This is a genomic window from Thermoanaerobacter thermocopriae JCM 7501, assembly GCF_001310975.1.
Lineage (GTDB): Bacteria > Bacillota > Thermoanaerobacteria > Thermoanaerobacterales > Thermoanaerobacteraceae > Thermoanaerobacter > Thermoanaerobacter thermocopriae.
Map to the genome: position 1 here is coordinate 1 of NZ_BAZY01000059.1, position 4,175 is coordinate 4,175.

Below are 4,175 nucleotides of genomic sequence, written 5' to 3' on the forward strand. Positions count from 1 at the left end.
TTCAATTCTATCATCACCTATTTTTAACATCTTCACTTGAGAAAAGTCGTAAGATAAGCCTATATACCCGCCATTCAATTTCACTCTTCCAAATATGTCTGGAGTTACAACTATTTTTTCTCTACTAGATTTTTCGGATAATGAAAATTTTGCAAAAAGGATCATAGCCGAAGCTAAAATGGCAACCAAGACCAATAAAAATATTACTCTTTTTTTCATCTAATTCCCCCTTTGATTAGATCCTTTAAAAGAAGGCAAATACTCAGTAAATTACAGGTATCTATTAGCTCTTATAATTCCACTGGTAGTTATAATGATTTTGTATCCCATGGCACCATTTTACTTTAATTCTATTATTATGTCAAATTACTTCCTTAATTTAATTTCCATCTCAGTAGGATATTCTCTTGTTTTCACAAATTTGTAAAAAAGCCCAGGCAGTGCTTTCTGTACAGGCTTTTTAAATTTCAGACAAAGGGAACCGTCCCTTTTGTCTGTCCACATGGTACTTTTGAACATCCTTTATGTTTGAAAAAACTTTTGGCTTGATGACTTGTTCTTATGGTTTGATTCGTTTGTCACCTTTTTACATTAAAAAGGTGTGTTAAGTATTGTCTTTTTTGAATTTGTATCTTTCTTCCATTTCTCTTTTCCCCTCTTGAGCGTGCCTTTAAAATGTAATTTCTTTATTTTGTTACTTGTAATGTAACTTTTTTGCTCTAATATTTATCTCATTTTGCAATCACCTATTATCAAAATTTTATATTTTGTAACATTGTTGTAATATTTCAATCTTATAATGTGATGTGTTAAAAAGAGCAGGATTTCTCCTGCTTATGTTTTTATATATTTCTACTTGTCTGTATCCGTTGTCTAAAAAATGTTATAGCAAACTTCCAAATCTTTTTACAAATCTCGTTTTAACGTATTGCGCCAAAATCAAGTATGCAAGAAGCGTAGCTATTAAGAACAAGAAATACATTGCCGGTAGAGGCATCATTCCAATTTTTGCTCCAAAAGAAGTAAATGGCACAATTGTTCCTACTGTAACAGCTGCTGAGGTAAAAAGTAATAGCGGCCATGAAGCAATGCTTTGTATAAACGGAATTTTTTCAGTCCTAAGCATGTGAACTACCATTGTTTGTGTCCATAAGCTTTCTACAAACCAGCCTGTTTGGAAAAGCGAAACAAATAGGAGTTTAAGTTCTTCAGGGAGCAAGAAGTAAGAACCTCCTATGACTATTGGACCAATCAAGTAAAACATCAAAGCATAAGTTGTAATATCAAAAATTGAACTTATAGGTCCGAACCATATCATGAAGTTACCTATATTTGCAGCATCCCATTTTCTTGGTTTTTGTATATACTCTCTATCCATTGTATCCCAAGGCACCGACGTCATAGATAAATCATAAGTTAAGTTAAGGAAAAGTAATTGGAGAGGCTGCATTGGCAAAAATGGTAAAAATGCGCTTGCCACCAAAACTGAAAATACATTTCCAAAATTAGAGCTTGATGTAACTGCAATGTATTTCATGATATTACCAAAAATTCTGCGCCCTTCCACAACTCCTTCTTCTAATACTGTAAGACTTTTTTCCAAAAGTATTATATCCGCAGATTCTTTAGCGATATCTACTGCAGAGTCAACTGAAATTCCAACGTCTGCTTCTCTTAAGGCAGGAGCATCATTAATTCCATCTCCCATATATCCAACAATGTGGCCTTTATTTTGTAAAGTCTTTATTATTTTCGATTTTTGCATAGGAGAAAGTTTTGCAAAATTGTCGTTTTTTCCGCTACTTCTGCTAATTCTTCATCTGTCATATTCTCTATTTCATTTCCCAACAAAACATTCTCTACATTAATCCCCACTTCTTTACAGATCTTCTTTGTCACTATTTCATTGTCACCAGTGAGAATTTTTACATCTACGCCATGCTCTTTCAATGCTTTTATCGCATAAGGTGCAGATTCTTTTGGCGGATCGAGAAAACCTATATAACCCATGAGAACCATCTTACTTTCATCTGCTACACTGAAAACTCCCTCTGGTGGAACATCATTTTTTTGAGCTACGGCAAGCACCCTCATTCCATCTTCATTTAATCTTTTTACCATTTCTCTTACTTCTTGGCGTATTTCATCTGTCAAAGGAACTACTTCGCCTTTGTACTCAGCATATTCACAGATAGAAAGAACCTCTTCAACGGCGCCTTTAGTCACCAGCTGCCTTTTTCCACCTTCGCTCTCTAAAACTACGGACATTCTGCGCCTTACAAAATCAAAGGGTATCTCATCAACTTTTTTATATATTTTCTCCAATCCATTAAAACCCTTTTCAGCTCCATACTCTAAAATGGCTACATCCATTAAGTTTCTTAAGCCCGTTTGATAAAAACTGTTCAGATACGCATGCCTTAAAACTCTGTCATCTTCATTCCCATGTATGTCAAGATGTTTTTCTACAACTATTTTATTTAACGTCAAAGTACCAGTTTATCAGTACAAAGTACATCCATTGCTCCAAAATTTTGTATAGCATCCAATCTCTTGACAATTGTTTTGCGCTTTGCCATTGTCACAGCACCTTTAGCAAGGTTGGTAGTGACTATCATTGGAAGCATTTCGGGAGTAAGTCCAACAGCTACAGCCAAGGCAAAAAGCAATGCATCCAACCAATTACCCTTTGTAAGACCATTTATAACAAAAACAATTGGAAACATCACTGTCATAAACTTGATGAGCACTTTACTTACATTGTTAATTCCTCTTTCAAAACTTGTCATCACTCTATGCCTACAAGGGATTTTGCCATTGAACCAAAATAAGTACGGTCACCTGTTGAAAGAACTACAGCAATTGCAGAACCACTTACTACATTAGTACCCATAAAACATATATTTTCTAAATCTGAAAGGCTTAAATCCTTAGCTTTTCTTTTTTCTTCTTTTAAATCTGGATATTTCTCCACAGGTTCGGATTCTCCCGTCAAAGTTGCTTGGTTTATAAACAAGTCTTTAGAAGTAATAACCCTAACATCCGCAGGTACCATGTCACCTGCTGCCAAATGTATTATGTCACCCGGCACTATTTCCTCTATTTTTATCTCTTTCTCACCTGTATCTTTCCGAATAACTGCAGCTGTTGTATAGACAAGAGCTTTTAGTTTTTCAGCTTCCACATTAGAACGGTACTCTTGAACAAAACGAAGTAGTCCACTAACCGTTACCATTATAGAAATAATAATTATCGTGCTCCAATCTCTGTCTTGAGGTGCAGTAAAAAGTACATCTGTTATATATGATACAATTGCTAAAAATACCAATATACCTATAAAGGGATTTATAAAAGCTTTAATCAATTGAATATACCATGGAGCCGGTTTTTCATGGGCTACCTCATTTAACCCATACATTTCAAGCCTGTCTTGCGCTTCCTCAGAAGTCAGTCCTTCTCTATTTGTACCTAATTGTGCTAAAATTTCATCAACATCTTTTCTAGCAAACTCAATTAATTGTGTGAGTATCGAATCTGTGAAATCATTTTTCTTTGCAATTTTTATCATTTTCATACACCTCCAAAACACAATAATAGGCTAAGGCTGCTGAATCTACTGCAACCTTCCAGTTACAGTATTTGTTTTTTTGTAAAAAACTTTCGCATTTAGACGATGGAATTAAATGGTGTTAGTCTGAGAATTGTTTTGGAGGTATATGTAATAGGACATCAAAAGAAGGGATAAATGGGCAATCTTAAAAAGAACAAAATTTATAGAAAGGCCCATGTGAGAAGAATGGACGTGGCCTTATCTGCCATCCTTCTTCAATGTCACATTACATATACCTTTGTGGCTTTTACTACTACCTCCACCGTCCATTCTTCTCACCTCCGTTTTTTGCAAATTAAAAAACCTCTCAACGAATAAAGAGGTTTTTTAGACATTTCAATTCGTTGAGCTTTGGCACTATACAGCTTTGGAGCATCCTCCAGCTGCGTTAAGTAAAACCTTAATTCGGTAATACTTGTTAACCCGTTAGCATCTCTCGATGTTTCCGGGCAGCAGCGTGTATCTGTATAGGAGCCTCACCTAACGATTATATTTGCTTGTGTCCTTTTCCATTATATTCTTCTATTTATAATATGTCAATCTTTTTTGAAAAATTTTTACAAAA

2 pseudogenes and 1 riboswitch are annotated in these 4,175 nt (G+C 34.9%); both pseudogenes read right to left on the reverse strand.

Features of this window, described 5'->3' with window-relative positions:
• Positions 1 to 219 (reverse strand): annotated as a pseudogene (locus JCM7501_RS12260) (hypothetical protein); the annotation flags it as partial.
• 664 nt (positions 220 to 883) lie between these two features.
• Positions 884 to 3,568, reverse strand: a pseudogene (gene mgtA, locus JCM7501_RS12265) (magnesium-translocating P-type ATPase).
• Positions 3,569 to 3,939: 371 nt separating this feature from the next.
• Positions 3,940 to 4,105, reverse strand: a riboswitch (M-box (ykoK) riboswitch).
• Positions 4,106 to 4,175: the final 70 nt, after the last annotated feature.